We start from the raw sequence: 22,486 nt of genomic DNA, 5'->3' as shown, positions 1-22,486 counted from the left end.
ATGGACACAGTACAGGAACTGCTTACAAAAATTTCGAATATAACGAGGGATATTGAAACCAATTACCCTGATGTATACAAGTATTTAAACGAAAATCCAATGACCATCCCAAACATGGAACATCCTTCGATAAGCGAAACCGAATTGAAGGAATATTTGGCCAGTTTAGAGACACTTTTGGAGAAATATAGGAAAGACCATTAAAAAAGCCCCAAACATTTGTTATGGGGCTTTAAATTAAGTTTTATAGGAAGGCTATTCTTGATTGCCTTTATTTTTGGCTTCTTTCATAGCTTCACCAATTTGGTTACTTGCCGTAAAGCTGGCAACCATTTCATTCAGCATGTTACTTCCTGCTTGTGGAACATTTGGTAATAAAATCAAGTTGCTATTGGTTTCTTCTCCTAAGGATTGCAAGGTATCATAGTGTTGGGTTACCACAATCAAGGCAGAAGCTTCCTGTGAATTGATACCCACACGGTTCAATACTTCCACAGATTCTTCCAAACCTCTGGCAATTTCGCGACGTTGATCGGCAATACCTTGTCCTTGTAAACGCTTGCTTTCGGCTTCGGCTTTTGCTTTTTCAACAATTAAAATGCGTTGTGCATCTCCTTCGTACTGCGCGGCTGTTTTTTCTCTTTCTGCGGCATTGATGCGGTTCATGGCCGCTTTCACTTGAGCATCTGGGTCAATATCGGTTACCAAGGTTTTAATGATGTCAAAACCATAGTCTAGCATGGCATCATTTAATTCAGCTTTTACAGCTAGGGCAATATCATCCTTTTTTACAAAGACGTCGTCCAATTTCATTTTTGGAACTTCGGCACGTACCACGTCAAATACGTAGGAAGTGATTTGCTCATGGGGATAATCCAATTTATAAAAGGCGTCATATACTTTATCGCGAATTACTTTGTATTGTACCGATACTTTTAACCTTACGAATACGTCATCCAAAGTTTTGGTTTCCACAATAACATCTAACTGCTGTATTTTTAAACTTAGGCGTCCAGCAATTTTATCCACAACAGGAATTTTTAGTTGTAATCCAGATTGCCTGATACTTTGAAACTTACCAAAACGCTCAATAATTACGGCGGTTTGCTGTTTAACGATAAAGAGAGCGGAGATTAAAATTAGGGCTGCGATAACTAGAATCGGAACCAGGATAAATTGTCCCATGATAAAATTTTTAAGGTTAATTATTTAATGATTACTAAATTAAGCTTATTTTGCCCGTAAGAATTATATTTCGACAATAAATACGACAATCTAAGTACTATTTTTGCTTAAAACGGGTTGGATTGTTGATACCCTGATAATTACATTATGAAGCACAACAATTTTATCTTATTAGTAGTCTTTTGTATAGGTTTTGTTACAACTTCTTTGGCACAGCACAAACGGTACCGAATTCAAAACGGCATAGGAATCCACGGTGGGATTACCCAGTTTGACATTCTAACAGATAATTTTGAAACTACCTCTTCAACGGGTTGGATTGGAGGTTTGAGCGCTACGGTAGATTTGCCCCATAAATGGTATTCGGTAAGTTATAACATTCATTTATCCGAAAACAATGTGAATGTTCTGGGAAGTCCGCAGCTTCAATTGTTTCAAGAGGAGGAAATTGAATATAAAATGTTTACGGCACAGGTGTCCTTTTTATTCCATGCGAAAATTATTCAGGATTATATCACTGCCGATTTTGGACCTATGATTCAATACAACAGTGAGTTGGAATTAAAAGATGACTCACAGGAAAACTATAGAATCTTGGGGTATCAGAATTTAACTGCTCAGGAAATCACCGATATTTCTAAATTCAATGTGAATGGAGCTGTGGGGTTATCGGCAGGTTTTCCTGGTTTTAAATTGCGAGGACAGTATATTTATGGATTTACCAACATATTAAACAAGCTGAATAATAACAACGATATTGACACTTTTGGAGGGCCTTCGAAGTTTAAAGGACACCAATCCATGTTGGTGTTTACAGCGATGATTTTATTCTAATCAACATTTAAAAACAAAAAAGCGAGCTCAATGGCTCGCTTTTTTTATGGGGTTTACTTTTTTATAAAGTTGCTATCAGCTTCTCAATTCTGGAAACCGATTCATTTTTGCCAATAAGGAACATGATTTCAAAAACATCTGGACCTTGTAATGCTCCAACAAGGGCAATACGCAATGGCATCATTACTTTACCAAAACCAATTTCTTTGAACGTGATCCATCCTTTTATGGTGTTTTGAAGCGTTTCTGCAGTAAAATCATCCACGTTGTTTATCTCTGTCAACAATTCTTCCATTAAGGCCTTAGTATCCTCCTTAATGGCTTTTTTATAAGCTTTCTCGTCATAACTTTCTGGTGCAACAAAGAAATAGCTTCCCAATTGCCAAAAGTCTCCAACAAAAGTGGCACGCTCTTTAATTAAACCTATTACCAAAGAAATATAGTTGACGTCAATATTGGCCAGTTCTGGTCTACTTTCCTTAAACGTTGCTGCCAAATCATCGTTGTGTTGGTCTTGCATGTAATGGTGGTTGAACCATTTAATCTTGTCTGGATCAAAACGGGCACCCGCTTTATTCACGCGTGTAAGATCAAACGCGTCGGTCAATTCTTCCAGACTGAAAATTTCCTGTTCCGTGCCAGGGTTCCATCCCAAAAACGCCAAAAAGTTGATCATAGCTTCTGGGAAGTAACCATCTTCTTTATAACCTCTAGAGATTTCCTGTGATGCTGGATCTAGCCATTGTAATGGAAATACAGGGAAACCTAATTTGTCACCGTCACGCTTGCTCAATTTTCCTTTTCCTGTAGGTTTTAAAATCAATGGTAGGTGTGCAAATTCTGGTGCCTCCCAACCAAAGGCTTTATACAATAACACATGAAGTGCCAAGGAAGGTAACCATTCTTCACCACGAATGACATGGGTGATTTCCATTAAATGATCATCCACAATGTTTGCCAAGTGATAGGTTGGCATCCCATCGCTTTTGAACAAAATTTTATCATCTAAAATGTTGGTGTCAATGGTCATATTGCCACGCACAATATCTGTAAGGTGCAAAGTTTCATCTTGTGGCGATTTAAAACGAATCACATAAGGCTCACCAGCGTCCAATTTTGTTTTTACTTCGTCTTCTGAAAGCGAAAGGGAGTTGCTCAATTTTAATCGGTTGTGCCAATTATAAATAAAGGTCTTTCCTTTTTCTTCGTGGTCTTTTCTGTGGAAATCTAAAGATTCTGCCGTATCAAATGCGTAGTAGGCATTTCCTGAAGCAATCAGTTCTTCGGCGTAAGCCTTGTATAAATGTTTGCGTTCGCTTTGACGATAAGGACCAAACTTTTCATTTTTACCTGGACCTTCATCAAACGGAATGTTACACCAGTTAAGGGCATCTACAATGTATTGTTCGGCACCTTCCACATAACGGTTTTGATCGGTGTCCTCAATTCTCAACACAAAGGTTCCATTGTGTTTTTTTGCAAATAAATAGTTGAATAGGGCGGTGCGAACCCCTCCAATATGTAAAGGCCCCGTTGGGCTAGGGGCAAATCGCACGCGAACTTCTTTGGTCATGTTTTGTAAATTTGTTGCAAAGATAGATTGATATCGTGTAAGATAAAAGTAGTTTGATGAAAAGACTTGCGGTGATTTTTGATAGAACGGATTTTAAGTTGAAATCATCGAGTTTAACAGAATGTTATTACTTTCGTCTAATTACAGCTAAAAATAAAATTGTAGATTAGTAAGTCAATCCCATTGCACGTGAGTCATTTTAACAGCATACAACTTAAATTAGAGGAATTTATCAGGCGATATTACTTCAACGAATTGCTCAAGGGAGCCATTCTTTTTTTCGCCATAGGTCTCTTATATTTTTTACTTACATTATTTATCGAATATGTGTTGTGGCTCAATCCTACGGCACGAACTATTCTGTTTTGGGTGTTTATAGCTGTTGAATTTGGGCTGTTTATAAAATTTATTCTGTTGCCCTTGGCTAAATTGTTCAAGCTTCAAAAGGGCATCAATTATGAACAGGCTTCAAATATTATAGGGAAGCACTTTCCTGAGGTAAGTGATAAATTGTTGAATGTGTTGCAGTTGCAGCAGTCTGCTAACCTTAAAACCAGTGATTCAGATTTGTTAATGGCAGGAATAGAACAAAAGGCGGCGCAGTTGCAGCCTGTACCTTTTAAATTGGCCGTTAACTTCAAAAAAAATTTCAAATATCTGAAATATGCGGCTATTCCATTGCTCATAATTGGCTTATCCTTCCTCACAGGACATTTCAATTTGTTTAGCGATAGTTATGAGAGGGTTCTAAACTACAAAACGGCCTATGAGCCACCGGCACCGTTTAAGTTTTTTGTCTTGAATGAAAATTTAAAGGCAGTTGAAAACAAGAATTATGTATTAAAGGTGTCAACGGCTGGTAAGGTTATTCCAGAGAATGCCCAAATTCAATTTAACAACGAAACTTATTTTTTACAACAGACCGCCCCAGGACAGTTTGAGTATGTTTTTGAGCAGCCTATGGAATCTTTGGATTTTAGAATGATGGCTAATGATGTAGTGTCCAAGGATTACACTTTGGAAGTAACCAAGGTGCCTGCTTTAGTGAATTTTGAAATGCTTTTGGATTATCCAGGGCATACCAAAAAGGGAAATGAGGTTTTAAAAAGTACGGGAAGTGCTACCATACCAGAAGGTACCAAGGTAACTTGGAAAGTGAATACAAGATTTACGGAACGGGTGGCATTGTATGCAGAAGACACCTTGAATTTTGAAAAGCTTGATGACAATAATTTCGTAGCTAACAAGCAGTTATTTAAGAATAGCAATTATCAAATTAGTACAAGTAATCAGGCATTAAAGGATTATGAAAATTTAACTTTTGAATTGAAAATAATCAAGGATGATTATCCTGAAATTAGGGTAGAATCGCAAAGGGATAGTTTGGATCAACAGAGTTTGTATTTCTATGGCCAGGTAAGTGATGACTATGCATTGAGTAAATTACAATTGGTGTATTATCCTGTAGGGAATGAAGATGATAAAGCGTATGTATCTATTCCTGTTAATAATTCAAATTTTGATGAATTTGTAAGTGCGTTTCCAAATCAGCTAAATGTGCAACCAGGACAGGCTTACGAATTGTTTTTTCAGGTGTTTGATAATGACCGTTTGCATAATTACAAGCAAGCAAAGAGCCAAGTATTTTCATACCGTAAATTAACCTCAGAAGAGGAAGAAACAAGGCAACTTGATGAGCAAAACGAAACCATTAAGGACTTAAATAATTCTTTTGATAAGTTGAAAGAACAGGACCAACAACTTGAAGAGTTTTCCAAAACACAAAAGGAAAAGGATCAATTGAATTTTAATGACAAACAGAAATTGCAGCAGTTCTTGAAGCGTCAAAAAGCGCAGGAAGAAATGATGCAAAATTTCAATAAAAAGTTGCAGGAGAATCTAGAGGAATTTCAAAAGGAGAGTAATGAAAAGGATGAATTTAAGGAAGCGTTGAAGGAACGTTTGGAAGAACAAGAACAGCAATTGAAACAAGACGAGAAGTTGTTGGAAGAATTGGAAAAGCTTCAAGAAAAAATTCAAAAGGAAGAATTGACCGATAAGTTGGAACAATTGGCTAAGCAAAATAAAAATAAGCAACGCAGTTTAGAGCAGTTATTGGAACTTACCAAGCGTTATTATGTGGCTAAAAAAGCCGAAAAGTTGCAACAGGATTTGGAACAATTGAGTGAAAAGCAAGAAGACTTATCCAATAAAAATTCTGAAGAAAATAATAAAGAAGCCCAGGACGAACTGAATAAAGCTTTTGAAGAATTCCAAAAGGAAATGGACGACCTGGAAAAGGAAAATGAAGGTTTAAAGAAACCAATGGATTTACCTAAGGATGACATGACCGAGGAAGAAATCAAGGAGGAGCAGCAAGGGGCATCAGACGATTTGGAAAAGCAAGAAGAACAAGAGCAACAAAACGATCAGCAAGGAGCACAACAAAGTCAGCAGAACGCTAAGCAGAAACAGAAATCAGCTGCTAAAAAAATGAAAAAAATGAGTTCAGAAATGGCACAAGGAATGATGGGAGGCGGTGGCCAACAAATGGCTGAAGACGCTGAAATGCTACGACAAATTTTGGATAATTTGGTGGTGTTTTCTTTTGATCAGGAAGCTTTATTAAACACGTTTAAGAGTATTGAAATTAACCATAATGAGTATGGTAAGTATCTACGTAAGCAAAGTAGTTTACGGGAACATTTTGAGCATATCGATGACAGTTTGTTTTCTTTATCCCTTAGACAACCTATGTTATCGGAGCAGGTGAATAGTCAAATTACTGAGGTGTTTTATAACATTGATAAATCGTTGGACCAACTTTCCGAGAATCAGTTGTATCAAGGTATTGCTGCGCAGCAATATACCATTACGGCTACCAATGCTCTGGCTAGCTTTTTAAGTGATGTATTGGATAACATGGAGGCACAAATGAATTCCTCTCCTGGGCAAGGGCAGGGTAGCGAGATGCAATTACCGGACATAATTAAAAGTCAAGGGGAGTTGAATAAGGAGATGGAAGAACAAATGGAAAAGCAACAAGGCAAGCCTAAGGATGGCCAACAACAAGGTGAGCAAAAGGGTCAACAACCACAACAAGGTCAGGATGGTGAACAGGAAGGTGAGTCTGAACAGAACAATGAAGAAATGAATGGGGAACTTTTTGGAATTTATCAAAGACAACAGGAATTGCGTAATGCTTTACAAGAAAAGTTGACTAAGGAAGGACTGAATGGGCAAGCTCAAAAGTTGTTGAAGGACATGGAAGAGGTGGAATTGGATTTATTGAACAAAGGTTTCACCAATCAAACGTTGCAAAAAATGATGCAATTGGAACATCAATTACTCAAAATGGAGAATGCTACATTCATGCAGGGAGAGGATAATAAGCGGCAATCGGAAACAAATTTGAAGGATTATAATAATACGGTTCAGGATCAAATTCCAACGGCAAGAGAATATTTTAATACCACAGAAATTTTAAATAGACAAGCCTTACCTTTGCAGCAAATTTACAAAGTAAAAGTACAAGAGTATTTTAAGAAAACAGATGATTAGTTTTAATTACGAAACGGAGTTTGAGCTTTCCAATGAGGGCGAATACACCAAATGGATTTCTGAAACAATAAGCGAAGAGGGTTGTAAAGAAGGAGAACTTAATTATATATTTTGTGATGATGAATATCTCCACAAAATTAACGTAGAGTTTTTAGATCACGATACTTTAACCGACATTATAAGTTTTGATTATTCAGTAGGAAAAGAGCTACATGGAGATGTTTATATCTCTATTGAAAGGGTTGAAGATAATGCTAAGGATTTTGATGTAGAATTCAAGGAGGAGCTGAAGCGTGTGATGATTCACGGAATCCTACATTATTGTGGGTACAAAGATAAGACAGATGATGACGCTTTGCAAATGAGGAGTAAGGAAAATTACTATATTTCTAAGTTTGTTTAATACTCACTAAATGAGCGTATATTTGCAAACTTATTTTTTAATGATTAAATGAAACATGGAAAAATGTTTCACGTGGAACAATGATGAGTTTATTTCAAGAAACATATGATGTAATTGTAGTTGGGGCTGGGCATGCCGGTAGTGAAGCTGCGGCAGCAGCGGCTAATATGGGATGTTCAACTTTATTGATAACCATGAACCTTCAGAACATTGCACAGATGTCTTGCAATCCAGCTATGGGTGGAATTGCTAAGGGGCAAATTGTGCGGGAGATTGATGCCTTAGGTGGTTATAGTGGTATTGTGAGTGATACTTCTGCGATCCAGTTCAAGATGTTGAATAAATCCAAAGGTCCTGCTATGTGGAGTCCCCGGGTGCAAAGTGATAGGATGAGGTTTGCCGAGGATTGGCGAATGATGTTGGAACAAACACCTAATTTGGATTTTTATCAGGATATGGTATCTGGTTTGTTGGTGGAAGGTGAGCGTGTGGTTGGAGTGAAAACTTCTTTGGGAATTGAAGTTAAGGCAAAGACTGTGGTATTGACAAATGGTACTTTTTTGAATGGATTAATTCATATAGGAGATAAGAATTTTGGCGGTGGTAGAGCTGGTGAAAGAGCTGCTAAGGGAATTACCGAACAGTTGGTTGATTTAGGTTTTGATGCGGGAAGAATGAAGACGGGAACTCCTCCTAGGGTTGATGGTCGTTCGTTGGATTATTCTAAAATGATTGTACAGCCTGGAGATGAAAATCCAGAGAAATTCTCGTATTCTGATGTTACAAAACCATTAATAAAGCAACGCGATTGTCATATGTCTTATACCAGTCCGGAAGTACATGATTTGTTACGTGAAGGGTTTGATAGGTCGCCAATGTTTAATGGGAGAATTAAAAGTACTGGACCAAGATATTGTCCCTCTATAGAGGATAAGATCAATCGATTTGCGGATAAGGATAGGCATCAATTATTTGTTGAGCCAGAAGGGTGGAATACGGTAGAAGTGTATGTAAATGGTTTTTCTACCTCCTTGCCAGAAGATGTTCAGTTTAAGGCTTTGCGTTCTGTGGCTGGTTTTGAAAATGTAAAATTCTTTAGGCCTGGTTACGCTATCGAATATGATTATTTTCCACCTACCCAGTTAAAGCATACGTTGGAAACTAAGTTGATTGATGGTTTGTATTTTGCTGGGCAGATTAATGGAACTACGGGGTATGAGGAAGCAGCTTCGCAAGGTTTGATGGCTGGTATTAATGCGGCGCTTAAAGTTCAAGAACGGGAAGCTTTTATTTTAAATAGAAGTGAGGCTTATATTGGTGTTTTAATTGATGATTTGATAACGAAGGGAACGGAAGAGCCTTATAGAATGTTTACCTCAAGAGCGGAATACCGTACTTTGTTACGTCAAGATAATGCTGATTTAAGATTAACGCCTAAGTCGTATGAATTAGGTTTGGCTTCTGAAAAGCGTTTAAAACGTATGGAGGAAAAGCATTCGGCAGCTGAGGATTTTGTGACGTTCTTTAAAGAGACCAGTGTAAAGCCTGAAGATATAAATCCGATATTGGAGAGCAAAGATTCGGCTTTGGTTAAACAATCTGATAAGATGTTTAAGGTGTTTTCTAGACCAAATATCACGATTGACGACATGCGTAAACTGGATGTTGTTGAAGCGTATGTTCAAGAACATGATTTGGATCCTGAGGTTATTGAGCAAGCCGAAATACAAGTGAAGTATTCAGGATATATCGAGAAGGAAAAGAATAATGCGGATAAGTTGAATAGGTTGGAGAATATTAAAATTCCTGAGAATTTCGATTATTCAAGAATTACAAATATGAGCTTTGAGGCTAGAGAAAAATTAAATAAAATTAGACCTGTTACCATTTCCCAGGCGTCACGAATAAGTGGGGTTTCTCCAAGTGACGTTTCTGTGCTTTTGGTGTATATGGGGCGATAATTTAAAATATAAATTAAAAGTGTTTCACGTGGAACATAACATTCCTGCTTTTGCAGGAATATTTTTTTATGGCAAAAACAGATAATTTTTTAAAGGTTAAGGATCATTCCGTATCGGGTGAAGAATTTGTTTTGGTCCGTCATCCAGAATTGGATTTATTGGAGACAACTCCAAAACCGTCTTTAGAACGTCTTCCTGAATATTATAAAAGCGAAGATTATATTTCGCATACCGATGCAAAACGAAATGTGTTTGAAAAGGTATATCATGCTGTGCGCAATATTTCACTTCAAAGAAAATTAAAACTAATTAATGCTGTAAGTAAAGAATCGAAATCACTTTTGGATATTGGTTGTGGAACAGGAGATTTTTTAAAAGTCGCACAAGATGCCAATTGGAATGTTTGCGGGATTGAGCCAAATGAAGAGGCTAGGAGCATCGCTAATAAAAAAACAAAGGACAATGTTTTTGATGTTTCGAAATTGCCTTCGTTAAAGGATCAAAGCTTTGATGTAATTACGTTATGGCATGTTTTGGAACATTTACCAGATTTGAAAAGGGAAATAGAACAATTGAAACGCTTGTTGCGTCCAAACGGTACTTTAATTATTGCTGTTCCCAATTTTAAGAGTTACGATGCCGGTTATTACAAATCGTATTGGGCGGCTTATGATGTGCCGAGACATCTTTGGCATTTCTCTAAAACAGCTATTTCAAAATTGTTTTTGGAACAAAATATGGTTGTGAAAAATATTTTGCCAATGCCATTTGATGCATTTTATGTGAGTATGCTTTCGGAAAAATATAAAAATGGCAAGATGAATTTTTTTAAAGCCTTTTGGGTGGGATTTCAATCGAATCTCAAAGCGAAGCGCTCCGGAGAGTATTCTTCGCTTATTTATGTGCTAAAAAGTAAGTAAAACTTTAAATAAGTCCTTAGGGTTTGTTTTTGCCGCTTCTAATGTTGGATTACCTTGCCGTTTTTAAAAAGTTGCTTAAATCGCTTTAAAATGCGTTGTTTTTAATAGGGATTTCTGATAGTAGATTATAATTATTATAAAATTATTTTATGGAAGGGTATTTCAAAAAATAGCAGACCAAGTTGATACATTTACAAAAATTTAATTTGAAAAATAAAATGAAAAAAATTGCATTGCTTATTGGTTTGGGACTTGGAATATTTTCTTGTCAAAACCAACAAAAAATTGCTTTCGTGGATAACGGTAAAGTCATTAACGATTATCAGGCCAAAATTGATGTTGAAGAAAAATTTAAACTTAAAGATCTACAATTTCAAAAATTGAGGGATAGTTTGATAGCTAAATATCAATTGGAATATAAAACAGCTCAAGACCAAGCAAAGGGAATGTCGGATAATGATGTGCAGAAATTGTCTCAAGAATTAGGGAGGAAAGAACAGCAATTGATCCAGCAAATCAAAATGAAGCAGGAGGAAATGACCGAGGAGTTTCAAAAGGAAATTGACTCTGTAATTGTTGAAGTCAAAGAATTTGTAAAAGAATACGGCAAAAAGAACGATTATACTTATATTTTAGGTACTAGCGAGGTTGCTGCAAGTGTGTTGTATGGAAAAGAAGATAATGATCTTACCCAAACTATTACGGAAGCGCTGAATAAAGCTTATGAGGAAAAGGAATAGAGAATACATATTTAGATTGGCCAGTTAAACAACTGGCTTTTTGTTTATGGACTCTTAAGAAATATTACATCAATCAATAAAATCAAATCACAACTGAATGAAACACCTTTTTTTTATTACTTACTTTTTAATAAGTTTTTCTGTTTTTGCTCAGGAAAAATTTACTATTAGGGGAACCATAACGGATGCGGCCAATGGAGAAACTCTTATGGGGGCTACGGCATTTTTGCAGGGGACAGACAACGGATCGGTCACCAATGAATACGGTTTCTATTCCTTAACGGCTGCAAATGGAAATTATACTTTGATTATTTCTTATATGGGTTACGAAACCCAGACCAAACAAATTAATTTGGATAAGGATCAAACTATCAATTTTGAATTGAGCGAATCTGCAACTGCTCTAGATGAGATTGTAATTACGGCCGAAGAATCTGAACAAATCAATATTAAAAAACCAGAAATGAGTGTTGCTAAGCTTAATGCGGCAACGATAAAACAAATGCCTGCTGTTTTGGGAGAGGTAGATGTTGTTAAATCCATTCAATTGTTGCCAGGAGTTACCAATAATGGGGAAGGATCTTCAGGTTTTAATGTACGTGGTGGTGCGGCAGACCAGAATTTGGTGCTTTTGGATGAGGCTATTATTTACAATACGTCACATTTTTTCGGTTTTTTTTCGGTGTTTAATAGTGATGCTATCAAAGATATTAAGCTTTACAAGGGGGATATTCCTGCAAAATTTGGGGGTCGTGTATCGTCTGTTTTAGATGTGCGCCAAAAGGAAGGAAACCGTAAAAATTTCAATTTAACAGGGGGTATAGGATTGATTTCTAGCAGGTTAACTGCTGAATCTCCAATTTTCAAGGATAAGGGGTCTTTCTTGATTTCGGGAAGGACTTCTTATGCGCATTTGTTTCTTAAAGCGATGGAAGATTTTAAGGATGATAAGATTTCATTTTACGATCTTAACTTAAAGGCTAATTATGAGCTTAATAGTAATAACAAGATTTATCTCTCAGGATATTTTGGGAGGGATGTTTTTAACCTAAATAAAATTATTGAAAACGGCTACGGTAATGTTTCAGGAAATTTACGTTGGAATCATGTGTTTAATGATCGACTGTTTTCCAATTTATCCATGATCTATAGTAAATATGATTATCAAATTGTTTTGGATTTTATTGAGTTGGATTGGATTGCAGATATAGCTAATTACAACCTGAAATATGATTTGAAATATTACTTGAGTGACAAATTGGATTTGGATTTTGGGCTTAGTGGTATTTCATATCTTTTAAATCCAGGTGAAATTAGTCCAACCTCTATTGAATCCCCTATAAATTATCTAAAACTGGACGATAAACGTGCTTTTGAAGGTGCCGTTTACATTAGTGCAGAACATCAAATTAGTAAAAGATTAACGGCGCAGTATGGCTTGCGATTTAGCCAATTTATGCGTCTTGGTGGACAGGCCATGACTACCTATGTCAATAACCAACCTGTGGTGTATAATGATGAATTGGGAATTTACGAGAGGGGAGAGGCTTTGGATGAAATTAATTATAGCAAAGGCGAAACGATTAAGGATTACAACGGTTTGGAACCTAGATTAGGGCTTTCTTACGAGCTTAACAGTTCGTCTTCCTTAAAAGCTAGCTATACCAAATCCACCCAATACCTGCATTTGCTTTCCAATACATCTTCCGTAACACCTTTGGATGTTTGGACACCCAGTGGGCAATATATTAAGCCACAACGATCCAATCAATATGCAATGGGGTATTACAAGAATTTTAGAGAGAAAGGATTTACTTTGGAATTGGAGACCTATTATAAAACCATTAAAAACAGAATCGATTATATCGATGGATCGGATTTGATTGGTAACAATACTATTGAAACTGAAATTTTAAATGGTGAAGCGAGAGCTTATGGATTGGAACTTCTGCTTAGAAAAACCAAGGGGAAATTTACCGGTTGGGTAGGCTATACCTTATCAAAATCGGAACAGCGTACTTTGGGAGGAAAGGCAGGAGGTCCTGGAATCAATGGTGGAGATTGGTATAACACACCATATGATAGAACCCATGATGTATCTGTTACCGCGGCCTACCAACTCAATGATAAATGGAGCTTTAGTTCCAACTTTGTATTTCAAACAGGACGTCCTGTAACCTATCCAAATGGTCAGTATGAATACGAAGGGCTTTCTATAGCGAGTTATTCCAATAGGAATACCGATAGATTACCACAATATCACCGTTTGGATATTTCGGCTGTTTACAAGCCAAATAAGCGCCCTGAGAGACGTTGGAAAGGGGAGTGGGTGTTTGGTATATATAATGTCTATAGCAGGAAGAATGCGGCCTCTATTTCGTTTGGCCAAAGTAATGTCACTGGACTTAATGAAGCTACCCGCCTATCTATTTTCGGGATTATTCCTTCGGTAACGTACAACTTTAAATTCTAAAATCATGAAAATCAACTTATATACAATTCTGATCGTCGTTTTTGCAACTTTTGTGTCCTGTGAGGACGTTATTGATGTTGAAGTGCCTACAGCAGCTCCAAGATTGGTGATTGAGGCTTCCTTGGATTGGGAAAAGGGTACTTTGGGAAATGAACAACTTATAAAACTCAGTATGTCTACAGCATATTTTGATGTTACTTCAGATAGTGGCGTAACTGGAGCATTTGTGAAAGTAACCAATACCAATACTGGGGAAGAATTTTTGTTTGAAGATCAAAACGATGGAACCTATACAACCTCCAGTTTTGTGCCTATTGAGAATGATCTTTATACCTTGGAAATAGTCCATAACAATGAAACATATGTAGGAAGTGAAATTTTGGTACCAGTAACGGATATTTCCAATATCACGCAATCCACAGATGGCGGTTTGGATCCTGATTTGTTGGAATTGAATGTTTATTTTAATGATCCTGCAGATGAAGACAACTACTATCTGTTGCGATATTATGAAGAAGGGGATTTGTTTCCCGTTTTAAGGGAAATATCTGATGAGTTTTCCAATGGAAATGAAATGTACAATTTTTATGAAAAGCGTGATGATGAAGATAACAACGAGGAGCCTTTTGAAGTTGGAGATACGGTAGAAATCAGTTTTTTTGGAATTTCTGAAAGGTATTACAATTACATGCGTTTGTTGATAGAACAATATGCCACAGGAGGCGATCCCTTTAGTTCCAATTCTGCTCAATTACGAGGGAATTGTGTTAACCAAACCAATCCAGAAAATTATCCTTTTGGATATTTTAGGGTAACAGAGGTTGAGAAAACATCTTACACCTTTGAATAAACCAAAGGCTGAAAAATTTGTGCTTATTTTTTGTGAAGCAATCGTGTGAGTTTAATAGATAAATCTGTCAGGATAATTTTGGAATTTCCATTGCGCTCAATGTGGTAAATGGCATCTTGTAGCTCTTCACTAATTTCCAAAATATTGGCATTATGAACAAAAGGCGCAAATTTTTCAAGCTTGAAACTTTGGGTTTTGGGTTCCATGTATACCAAATCGTTGGCGCCGTAATTCATCAATAGGGCTTGTCTGAAAAAGTCGATGCAGAAATGAAGAAATTGTTTCTGGGTTTCTCTTCCTGTTTTGGCAATGTCCTCGCTCCACTTGATCAAATCCAAAATAGCACCTTTGTTGCCTTTTGCCTTAAATGCCGATCGAATCCAAAATATAAACCACTCTTCAAATTGTAAATCTTCAGAATCCTGATAAACTATATCACAAGCTTTGTTGTAATTGCCATTGGCTTGATGGGCAATTTTAGTAGCTTCAGCTTCATTAATATCGTACTGTTTCATCAAAGCTTGCTTTATGACTTCTTCTGCCAAGGGCGGAAAGTGTAAAATTTGGCATCGCGATTTTATGGTGTTGATAATCTGTTCTTCGTCTTCAGCTATCAAGATGAAAATGGTTTTGCTGGGCGGCTCTTCAATCAATTTCAGTAGTTTGTTGGCGGCAGCCGTATTCATCTTATCTGCCATCCAAATCAACATAACCTTGTAACCTCCTTCGTATGATTTTAGGGAAAGCGCTTTTACAATATCTTGTGCTTCGTCCACACCAATTTGACCTTGTTTGTTGTCTATTCCCAAAAGTTTGTACCAGTCAAATAGATTGCCGTAAGGTTGTTCGGCTACCAATTGGCGCCACTCTTCCAAGAAATGCGACGACACCGGATGACTTTTAACTTTGTCGTTGGTGGCTACCGGAAACGCAAAATGTAAATCTGGGTGTGAAAGGTTTTTAAATTTTAAATTACAGGCGTCAAGCCCTCCCTGGTTTTCAGAATTTTGGTTTTTACATAAAATATATTGCGCATAGGCGATGGCCAAAGGCAATGTACCGGATCCTTCCGGGCCAACAAATAATTGCGCATGAGGTATACGGCCATTGTCCACACTTTGTGTGAGATGGCTTTTTAAATGTTCCTGTCCTAAAATTTCTGAAAATAACATACGGCAAAACTATGTAAATTTCTCTTATAAAGAAGCGAGCTGTTCTAGATTCCAAAGAGTAAAATATTTTTCAACCTATAACGATTTCGGTTGGAAAAGCCATTTTATGGCATTGTTTATTTAACTACTTTTGTGTTACACTAAAAAATATCACATTATGAAAACGATTAACGACTTCAATTTTAAAGATAAAAAAGCCTTAATTAGAGTAGATTTCAACGTGCCTTTAAACGAAGAATTTGAGGTAACCGATGATACCAGAATTGTATCGGCAAAGCCAACCATTATCAAAATTTTGGAAGATGGCGGTAGCTGTGTGTTGATGTCGCATTTAGGAAGGCCAAAAGGTGTTGATGATACGTTTTCATTACGTCATATTGTAGATAAGGTGTCAGAGGTTATTGGTGTTGAAGTAAAATTTGTTGCCAATTGTGTGGGAGCCGAAGCTGAAGCAGCAGCCAAAGAACTACAGCCAGGAGAAGTGCTGTTGTTGGAAAATTTAAGGTTTCATTCTGAAGAAACAGCGGGTGACAAAGCCTTTGCAGAAGGACTTTCAAAACTAGGTGATATTTATGTGAACGATGCATTTGGTACGGCACACCGTGCTCATGCTTCAACTACGATCGTCGCACAATTCTTCCCAGAGCATAAATGTTTTGGATACTTATTGGCCCAAGAAATTGAGAGTATCGAAAAAGTTATGAAAACGGGAGAAAAACCTGTTTTGGCAGTATTGGGAGGTGCTAAAGTATCTTCAAAAATTACCATTATTGAAAACATTTTGGATAAGGTAGACCATTTGATCATTGGAGGAGGGATGACCTTTACCTTTATTAAAGCTCAAGGCGGTTCTATTGGAGAGTCTATTTGTGAAGATGATAAGATGGAAATGGCGCTTGAGATTTTAAAGAATGCCAAAGCCAAAAATGTTCAAGTACATATCCCTGTAGATGTCGTGGCTGCCGATAGCTTTAGTAATGATGCGGCTACACAAATTGTAGACGTAACCAAAATCCCTGACGGATGGCAGGGTCTGGATGCTGGACCAAAGTCGTTGGCGAATTTCCATGATGTGGTAATGGAGTGTAAAACTATTCTTTGGAATGGTCCACTTGGAGTGTTTGAAATGGAAAACTTCTCAAAAGGAACCATCGCTCTAGGAAATTCTATTGCTGAAGCGACAGAAAAGGGAGCCTTCTCTTTAGTTGGAGGTGGTGATTCTGTTGCAGCCGTGAAACAATTTGGATTTGAAGACAAAGTGAGCTACGTAAGTACTGGGGGAGGCGCTATGTTGGAAAGTTTGGAAGGAAAAACGCTACCGGGGATTGCTGCTATTTTAGAGTAATTCATACAAAATCAATCGTTTAAAAGCCTATATTTCTGTTAAAAGAAGTGCTTCGTCTTTTATATGTTTCAAAAAAATACGATTTTAGCGCCATCTATCGTTGATAGTACAGATAATTTTTACAAATGAACAAACCTATTACCTTAGTTGTAGGCGCTTTGTTATGTTGTGGAGTTTCTTTGGCTCAAGAAAATAAAGAGCAAGAAACGCATATTAAAGAAGATTCCATCAAGGTTGAAACCGTTGTCCCAAAACAGGTTGATTCCCTGATTGATGGAAAAAGCGCTGAAGTTAAAGCCATCACTCCTGTATCAGATTCTACAGCACTTATGGTTTACGAAGACCATAAACATGCTGCGGATATTGACCAAAGATGGCTGGATGAACTGTACAGCAATTCCTTATTTGATACCATTTATAAGTCGGTTACAGAATTGACGTATGAAGATGTTGAATATCCAGAGTTGCCTACAGATACCCTAAAGGCTCGTTTGAAGGAACTTAATGCAAGGACCCCTTTCAATATAGAATACAATCCTTCGTTGGAGAGTGTTATCAAGTCTTATTTGAAAAACAGACGGGAGTCTTTGGACAGATTGATGTCTTTAAGTGAGTATTATTTTCCGCTTTTTGAGACTACTTTAGACAGTTACAATTTGCCTTTGGAGATGAAGTACTTGGCTATTGTAGAGTCTGCTTTAAAACCAAAGGCCAAATCTAGAGTTGGCGCAACGGGATTATGGCAGTTTATGTTTGCTACCGGAAAAATGTACGGGCTTAATGTGAGCAGTTATGTAGATGAACGTAGTGATCCTATTAAATCTACCGAAGCAGCCAGTAAGTATCTAGCTAAATTATACGAGATTTTTGGAGATTGGGATTTGGCTTTAGCCGCCTATAATTCGGGTCCTGGAAACGTGAGTAAAGCGATTCGCCGTTCTGGAGGCTATCAAAATTATTGGAATATCAGGCCGTTTCTTCCACGTGAAACAGCAGGTTATGTTCCGGCATTTTTTGCTACCATGTATATTTTTGAATATGCTGAGGAACATGGATTCAATAGAATTAAACCAGAATTTCACTATATTGAAACCGATACAATCCACGTGAAACAAATGATTACCTTGGATCAAGTATCCGAGGTTTTGGATTTGCCCGTAGAGGAGCTGCAGTTTTTGAACCCATCCTATAAACTGGATATCATTCCATATATCAAGGATGAAAACTATACCTTAAGATTACCAAGGCATGCTGTTGGTAGGTTTGTAGCCAATGAAAAAGATATTTATGCTTACGCCCAAGCCGAGTTTGACAAGCGTGAAAAACCATTACCACAATTTTTTGAATCGGATGTAAAGATTACTTACAGGGTAAGAAGCGGTGATTATTTAGGTAAAATTGCGAGGAAATATGGTGTTAGGGTAAGTCAAATAAAGCAATGGAATGGTTTAAGGAGTAATAATCTAAGAATAGGGCAGCGATTAAGTATTTATCCAAGAAAGCCTGTTTTTACAAATCCTCCAGCGCAGAAAGCTGCCGTTAAAACTGTCGAGGTTGAAGGTAAACAAACATATTTGGTGCAGCAAGGAGATACACTTTGGGGGATTTCTAAAAAATTTCCGGGAATTTCTGTCCAAAATATTAAAGATTGGAACGGTATTAGTGGTACACAATTAAAGGTAGGCATGAAGCTTATTGTATCTAACTAACACTAAAGAACTATTTAAATGAAACACTTAGCCATTGTCCTTGTATTTGCTACCCTTGTTTTGGGGTGTAAAAAGGATTCTTCAAAAAATCAACGTTTAGTACCAGCATCCTCAGGAAACCTTAATCACTTAACAGTTGTAGTTGATAATCTACTATGGGAGGACAACGTTGGGGAAGCTATGCGCGATGTTTTGGCGGCTCCTGTTAATGGACTTGCTATTGATGAGCCTTTGTTTACAATTAATCAATTGCCAACACAGGTGTTTTCTGGCTTTACCACCAAAAGTCGTATTATCGTAAAGGTTGAAAAAGGTAAGACTGCCGGTATAAAGGTAGGCCATGATGTATATGCAAAACCACAAACAGTGGTTTATGTATCAGGAGCAACTAATGATGAGATTATTCAACAATTAAAGTCGCACGCAACCGAAATTGTTGACGCCTTGAAAAAGGAAGAAATCAAGGAAAAACAACGTCGTATAAACCTGTCCCTATTTGACGATACTAGATTGAAGGAAGAATTGGGGGTGTCTATGAAGCTTCCATCGGTGTATAGAATGGCCAAGGACGAAGATGGATTTTTTTGGATTCGTAAGGATATCACAACAGGTACTATGGACTTGATGGTGTATGCCGTGCCTTTAAGTACATTAAGACCAGGCGATAGTTTAGCAATGGATGTGGTAAAAATGCGAGATTCTGTTGGAAAAGCGCATATAGAAGGACGATTGGAAGGTTCTTACATGATTACGGAAAACAAATATGCACCTTTTGTTTTTGATACCGAAATAGACAAGAAGCCGGCCATTGAAACCAAAGGAATTTGGGAAGTAAAAAATGATTTTATGGCAGGACCGTTTATCAATTACGCCATAGAAGATAAGGCTAAAAACAGATATGTGATTATTGAAGGCTATGCATTTGCTCCTTCAGTGGATAAGCGAGATTATATGTTTGAATTGGAAGCGATTATTAGATCAGCCAAAATTCAATAGATAGGAAACGATATTTCATAAAAAAAGCCAACTTTTTAAAGTTGGCTTTTTTTATTTTTATAATTAAGATTAATCTATCGTTAAGAATACGTTAGCTTGTTTTATCGTCTTCCTCTTTACTGGCGTCCTTAAATTCCTTAATTCCACTTCCTAAACCTCTCATTAACTCAGGAATTTTTTTACCACCAAAAATTAATAAAACTACCACAGCAATTAATACTATTTGAGGCCATCCAACAACCAATGGTAACATAAGTAAACTCATAATATATTATTTAGAACTGCAAATTTAATAATTAAACTTCAAATTAAGCGTTTTAAACTAAACTTTAAGATTAAGCAAAAAGACTTGCACTTATTTTATTTAATTTTGTGTCATAATGACTACGAAAAAGAAAGAAAAGAAATTTACCAAAAAGTTACTGCACAAGTACCGATTGGTCATATTAAACGAGGATACTTTTGAAGAGCGCTTTGCGATAAAGCTTACGCGGTTAAATGTGTTTGTTATTGCTGCAATTTCTTCAATTTTATTGATAGCGGGAACCACGTTACTAATAGCCTTTACCTCATTAAGAGAGTTTATCCCAGGGTATTCTTCGGCCGCTTTAAAGAGAAAAGCCACAGCGCTTCATTATAAAACCGACTCTCTACAACAGGTTATTACTATGAACGAGCGTTACTACAGTTCGATCAAAAAAGTATTGACAGGCGATGTGAAAACCGAAGAACTCAATAAGGATTCTATTATCAATGCGGTACAAAATGAAGTAAACACTGAAAGACTGGTGCCAAGTAAAGAGGATTCGCTCTTAAGGGAAAAAGTAGCAAAAGAAGATAAATACAATTTGTTTGAATCGGCCATTTCTGCAACCAATTTTGTGTTGTTTCCTCCTGTTAACGGAACCATTTCAGATGGTTATGATGTTGAAAAGAAGCATTATGCGGTAGATATTGTTGTCGCTAAGGATACACCTGTTAAAGCAGCTGCCGACGGAACCGTAATTTTTGCTGAATGGACTGCGGAAACTGGTTATGTGGTTGTATTGGAGCATAGTCATGAATTGATTTCGGTTTATAAACACAACGGTGCGATTACCAAAGAACAAGGAGATTTGGTGAAAGGGGGAGAAGTGATTGCTATGGCCGGAAATATGGGAGAGTACTCTACGGGACCCCATTTGCATTTTGAATTATGGAACAGAGGGTATCCCGTAAACCCAACTAACTTTATCGATTTTAACTAATGCTTTCAATAAAATCTGCCTTAGCCAAACCATTTGCCAAAAGAGTCAAAAAATCTGTATTGAAATGGGCTAAAAATCCCATTGAAGCGCAACAAGAGGTGTTCAATGAATTGATTTCGGAAGCGGCAGGAACGCAATTTGGGAAAGATCATGATTTTGTGAGCATTAATTCTTATGAAGACTTTAAGAAAAGAGTGCCTATTCGGGATTATGAAGCCTTAAAGCCCTATGTAGATAGAGTGGTTGCGGGAGAAGAAAATGTACTTTGGAAAGGGAAACCGCTTTATTTTGCTAAAACTTCAGGCACCACTTCGGGCGCAAAATATATTCCATTGACAAAGGAAAGTATGCCAAGTCATATCGATGCGGCAAGAAATGCTATTCTCATGTATATTGCTGAGACGGGCAATGCCAAATTTGTGGATGGCAAAATGATCTTTTTACAGGGTAGCCCAATTCTTAAGGAACAAAACGGTATTCAGCTGGGAAGATTGTCTGGGATTGTTGCTCATTATGTGCCAAAATATTTGCAAAAAAACCGCATGCCTTCATGGGAAACCAATTGTATAGAAGATTGGGAAACAAAGGTCAATGCTATTGTGGAAGAAACCCTTCCCGAAAACATGACGGTAATTTCAGGGATCCCTTCTTGGGTGCAGATGTATTTTGAGAAGATTCAGGAGAAAACAGGACAAAAGGTTGGGGATGTATTCCAAAACTTTGAACTCTTTATTTATGGCGGAGTGAACTATGAACCTTACAGAGCAAAGTTTGAAAATTTAATAGGCAGAAAGGTGGACAGCATTGAGCTGTTCCCTGCTAGCGAAGGCTTTTTTGCTTTTCAGGATAGCCAGAAGGAAAAAGGGATGTTACTTCAGTTGAATTCAGGAATATTCTATGAATTCATTAAAGCGGATGATTTTTTTAATGACAATCCAGAACGTATCTCCATTGCCGATGTTGAAATGGGAGTGAATTATGTGATGATTGTGTCTACCAATGCAGGCCTTTGGGCCTATAATGTAGGTGATACAGTGATGTTTACCTCGATAAAGCCCTATCGCGTTATTGTGTCAGGGAGGATAAAGCATTTTATTTCGGCCTTTGGAGAACATGTTATTGGCAAGGAAGTGGAGCAGGCATTGAAAGAAGGAATGGAAGGTAGTTCTATTGAAATTTCAGAATTTACAGTTGCACCTCAAATTAATCCAGAAAGTGGATTGCCTTATCATGAATGGTTTATTGAATTTGAAACTGTTCCAGAGGATTTAGCTTCACTGGAAGCTAAAATTGATCAATCCCTTCAGCAGCAAAATACCTATTATTTCGATTTAATTGAGGGTAAAGTATTGAGGCCCCTTAAGATAACGGCAATCAAAAAGAATGGATTTACGGAATATATGAAATCCATTGGAAAGTTAGGGGGGCAAAACAAAATTCCAAGATTGTCTAACGACAGGAAAATTGCGGATGCCTTGTATGGGCAGGGATTAACGAAATAGTCCTATATTTGTAGG

Annotated in this window: 18 protein-coding genes; 14 read left to right on the top strand and 4 right to left on the bottom strand. The window is 37.2% G+C overall.

The window, feature by feature from the left end:
- The gene (locus RBH95_RS00985; RefSeq protein WP_307900876.1) at positions 1-204 is read left to right on the top strand and encodes a hypothetical protein; all 204 of its coding nucleotides are present in this window, start codon (positions 1-3) and stop codon (positions 202-204) included.
- A 51-nt stretch (positions 205-255) separates the two neighbouring features.
- Here the strand turns inward: RBH95_RS00985 and RBH95_RS00980 are convergent, their stop codons facing one another.
- On the bottom strand, positions 256-1,185 hold the full coding sequence (locus tag RBH95_RS00980) for an SPFH domain-containing protein (protein WP_307900875.1): 930 nt from the start codon (positions 1,183-1,185) through the stop codon (positions 256-258).
- A 147-nt stretch (positions 1,186-1,332) separates the two neighbouring features.
- Here RBH95_RS00980 and RBH95_RS00975 point away from each other — a divergent pair, with 147 nt between their 5' ends.
- Positions 1,333-2,019 (top strand): hypothetical protein, encoded by a 687-nt coding sequence (locus RBH95_RS00975; protein ID WP_307900874.1) that lies wholly within the window; start codon positions 1,333-1,335, stop codon positions 2,017-2,019.
- A gap of 61 nt (positions 2,020-2,080) precedes the next feature.
- Here RBH95_RS00975 and gltX read toward each other — a convergent pair whose 3' ends face one another.
- Positions 2,081-3,592: a glutamate--tRNA ligase gene (gltX, locus tag RBH95_RS00970; protein ID WP_307900873.1), complete on the bottom strand. Its 1,512-nt coding sequence runs from the start codon at positions 3,590-3,592 to the stop codon at positions 2,081-2,083.
- Positions 3,593-3,781: 189 nt separating this feature from the next.
- Here gltX and RBH95_RS00965 point away from each other — a divergent pair, with 189 nt between their 5' ends.
- From RBH95_RS00965 to RBH95_RS00935, 7 genes are all read left to right on the top strand, one after another.
- A complete protein-coding gene (locus tag RBH95_RS00965) occupies positions 3,782-7,153 on the top strand; it encodes a DUF4175 family protein (RefSeq protein WP_307900872.1) in 3,372 nt (1,123 codons plus the stop codon).
- On the top strand, positions 7,146-7,556 hold the full coding sequence (ybeY, locus tag RBH95_RS00960; RefSeq protein ID WP_307900871.1) for an rRNA maturation RNase YbeY: 411 nt from the start codon (positions 7,146-7,148) through the stop codon (positions 7,554-7,556). The genes RBH95_RS00965 and ybeY overlap by 8 nt, the downstream gene beginning before the upstream one ends.
- A gap of 80 nt (positions 7,557-7,636) precedes the next feature.
- Positions 7,637-9,517 (top strand): tRNA uridine-5-carboxymethylaminomethyl(34) synthesis enzyme MnmG, encoded by a 1,881-nt coding sequence (gene mnmG / locus RBH95_RS00955; RefSeq protein ID WP_307900870.1) that lies wholly within the window; start codon positions 7,637-7,639, stop codon positions 9,515-9,517.
- A 68-nt stretch (positions 9,518-9,585) separates the two neighbouring features.
- A complete protein-coding gene (locus tag RBH95_RS00950; protein ID WP_307900869.1) occupies positions 9,586-10,437 on the top strand; it encodes a bifunctional 2-polyprenyl-6-hydroxyphenol methylase/3-demethylubiquinol 3-O-methyltransferase UbiG in 852 nt (283 codons plus the stop codon).
- A 218-nt stretch (positions 10,438-10,655) separates the two neighbouring features.
- Entirely contained in the window at positions 10,656-11,177 is a 522-nt protein-coding gene (locus tag RBH95_RS00945; protein WP_307900868.1) for an OmpH family outer membrane protein, read from the top strand.
- Positions 11,178-11,274: 97 nt separating this feature from the next.
- Positions 11,275-13,650: a TonB-dependent receptor gene (locus RBH95_RS00940; protein ID WP_307900867.1), complete on the top strand. Its 2,376-nt coding sequence runs from the start codon at positions 11,275-11,277 to the stop codon at positions 13,648-13,650.
- Positions 13,651-13,654: 4 nt separating this feature from the next.
- Positions 13,655-14,500 (top strand): DUF4249 domain-containing protein, encoded by an 846-nt coding sequence (locus RBH95_RS00935; RefSeq protein ID WP_307900866.1) that lies wholly within the window; start codon positions 13,655-13,657, stop codon positions 14,498-14,500.
- A gap of 23 nt (positions 14,501-14,523) precedes the next feature.
- On the opposite strand, the gene RBH95_RS00930 is transcribed toward RBH95_RS00935, so the two are convergent.
- A complete protein-coding gene (locus RBH95_RS00930; RefSeq protein WP_307900865.1) occupies positions 14,524-15,672 on the bottom strand; it encodes an ATP-binding protein in 1,149 nt (382 codons plus the stop codon).
- A 157-nt stretch (positions 15,673-15,829) separates the two neighbouring features.
- On the opposite strand from RBH95_RS00930, the gene pgk reads away from it, so the two are divergent.
- The 3 genes from pgk to RBH95_RS00915 all read left to right on the top strand — a co-directional run bounded on the left by pgk (position 15,830) and on the right by RBH95_RS00915 (position 19,722).
- On the top strand, positions 15,830-17,017 hold the full coding sequence (gene pgk, locus RBH95_RS00925; protein ID WP_307900864.1) for a phosphoglycerate kinase: 1,188 nt from the start codon (positions 15,830-15,832) through the stop codon (positions 17,015-17,017).
- A 125-nt stretch (positions 17,018-17,142) separates the two neighbouring features.
- Positions 17,143-18,726: a lytic transglycosylase domain-containing protein gene (locus RBH95_RS00920; protein ID WP_307900863.1), complete on the top strand. Its 1,584-nt coding sequence runs from the start codon at positions 17,143-17,145 to the stop codon at positions 18,724-18,726.
- Between the two features lie 18 nt (positions 18,727-18,744).
- Entirely contained in the window at positions 18,745-19,722 is a 978-nt protein-coding gene (locus RBH95_RS00915) for a DUF4837 family protein (protein WP_307900862.1), read from the top strand.
- Positions 19,723-19,813: 91 nt separating this feature from the next.
- Here RBH95_RS00915 and RBH95_RS00910 read toward each other — a convergent pair whose 3' ends face one another.
- Positions 19,814-19,987 (bottom strand): twin-arginine translocase TatA/TatE family subunit, encoded by a 174-nt coding sequence (locus RBH95_RS00910; RefSeq protein WP_307900861.1) that lies wholly within the window; start codon positions 19,985-19,987, stop codon positions 19,814-19,816.
- Positions 19,988-20,102: 115 nt separating this feature from the next.
- Here RBH95_RS00910 and RBH95_RS00905 point away from each other — a divergent pair, with 115 nt between their 5' ends.
- Together RBH95_RS00905 and RBH95_RS00900 are read left to right on the top strand one after the other, a co-directional pair.
- Complete coding sequence (locus tag RBH95_RS00905; RefSeq protein ID WP_307900860.1) at positions 20,103-20,969, top strand: M23 family metallopeptidase; 867 nt, start codon at positions 20,103-20,105, stop codon at positions 20,967-20,969.
- Entirely contained in the window at positions 20,969-22,471 is a 1,503-nt protein-coding gene (locus RBH95_RS00900) for a GH3 auxin-responsive promoter family protein (protein WP_307900859.1), read from the top strand. The genes RBH95_RS00905 and RBH95_RS00900 overlap by 1 nt, the downstream gene beginning before the upstream one ends.
- Positions 22,472-22,486 lie beyond the last annotated feature (15 nt).

The organism is Mangrovimonas sp. YM274, assembly GCF_030908385.1.
In the GTDB taxonomy this organism is placed as follows: domain Bacteria; phylum Bacteroidota; class Bacteroidia; order Flavobacteriales; family Flavobacteriaceae; genus Mangrovimonas_A.
This window is presented reverse-complemented; position numbering and strand designations above follow the sequence as displayed.

What these genes read in the sequence shown, in the direction of transcription:
- RBH95_RS00905 (WP_307900860.1), top strand. Translation starts at nt 20,103, where the DNA reads ATGACTACGAAAAAGAAAGAAAAGAAATTTACCAAAAAGTTACTGCAC.
- RBH95_RS00945 (WP_307900868.1), top strand. Translation starts at nt 10,656, where the DNA reads ATGAAAAAAATTGCATTGCTTATTGGTTTGGGACTTGGAATATTTTCT.
- gltX (WP_307900873.1), bottom strand. Translation starts at nt 3,592, where the DNA reads ATGACCAAAGAAGTTCGCGTGCGATTTGCCCCTAGCCCAACGGGGCCT.
- RBH95_RS00985 (WP_307900876.1), top strand. Translation starts at nt 1, where the DNA reads ATGGACACAGTACAGGAACTGCTTACAAAAATTTCGAATATAACGAGG.
- RBH95_RS00935 (WP_307900866.1), top strand. Translation starts at nt 13,655, where the DNA reads ATGAAAATCAACTTATATACAATTCTGATCGTCGTTTTTGCAACTTTT.
- RBH95_RS00920 (WP_307900863.1), top strand. Translation starts at nt 17,143, where the DNA reads ATGAACAAACCTATTACCTTAGTTGTAGGCGCTTTGTTATGTTGTGGA.
- pgk (WP_307900864.1), top strand. Translation starts at nt 15,830, where the DNA reads ATGAAAACGATTAACGACTTCAATTTTAAAGATAAAAAAGCCTTAATT.
- RBH95_RS00910 (WP_307900861.1), bottom strand. Translation starts at nt 19,987, where the DNA reads ATGAGTTTACTTATGTTACCATTGGTTGTTGGATGGCCTCAAATAGTA.
- RBH95_RS00915 (WP_307900862.1), top strand. Translation starts at nt 18,745, where the DNA reads ATGAAACACTTAGCCATTGTCCTTGTATTTGCTACCCTTGTTTTGGGG.
- ybeY (WP_307900871.1), top strand. Translation starts at nt 7,146, where the DNA reads ATGATTAGTTTTAATTACGAAACGGAGTTTGAGCTTTCCAATGAGGGC.
- mnmG (WP_307900870.1), top strand. Translation starts at nt 7,637, where the DNA reads ATGATGAGTTTATTTCAAGAAACATATGATGTAATTGTAGTTGGGGCT.
- RBH95_RS00930 (WP_307900865.1), bottom strand. Translation starts at nt 15,672, where the DNA reads ATGTTATTTTCAGAAATTTTAGGACAGGAACATTTAAAAAGCCATCTC.
- RBH95_RS00975 (WP_307900874.1), top strand. Translation starts at nt 1,333, where the DNA reads ATGAAGCACAACAATTTTATCTTATTAGTAGTCTTTTGTATAGGTTTT.
- RBH95_RS00940 (WP_307900867.1), top strand. Translation starts at nt 11,275, where the DNA reads ATGAAACACCTTTTTTTTATTACTTACTTTTTAATAAGTTTTTCTGTT.
- RBH95_RS00980 (WP_307900875.1), bottom strand. Translation starts at nt 1,185, where the DNA reads ATGGGACAATTTATCCTGGTTCCGATTCTAGTTATCGCAGCCCTAATT.
- RBH95_RS00950 (WP_307900869.1), top strand. Translation starts at nt 9,586, where the DNA reads ATGGCAAAAACAGATAATTTTTTAAAGGTTAAGGATCATTCCGTATCG.
- RBH95_RS00900 (WP_307900859.1), top strand. Translation starts at nt 20,969, where the DNA reads ATGCTTTCAATAAAATCTGCCTTAGCCAAACCATTTGCCAAAAGAGTC.